Here is a 329-nt window from a genome sequence, read left to right on the forward strand (position 1 = left end):
CCATGCACCAGGGAAAAATTGCCGAGATGCAAACAGGGGAAGGTAAAACGCTTGTGGCTACATTACCAATGTACCTTAATGCCCTTACCGGAAAAGGCGTGCACCTGGTCACCGTGAATGATTATCTGGCAAAAAGGGATAGCGCCTGGATGGCACCTTTATTTCAGTTTCACGGCCTTACCGTGGATTGTATAGATTACCACAGACCGAATTCCGCCGCGCGGAGAAAAGCCTATAACGCAGATATCACCTACGGAACCAACAATGAATTCGGTTTTGATTACCTGCGTGATAATATGTCTCACTCTCCCGATGATCTTGTGCAGCGT

Annotated in this window: 1 pseudogene; it reads left to right on the top strand. The window is 47.7% G+C overall.

Features of this window, described 5'->3' with window-relative positions:
* A pseudogene (locus tag HC175_RS21945) lies at nucleotides 1–329 on the top strand (hypothetical protein); the annotation flags it as partial.

It is taken from the genome of Salinimicrobium oceani (assembly GCF_012037645.1).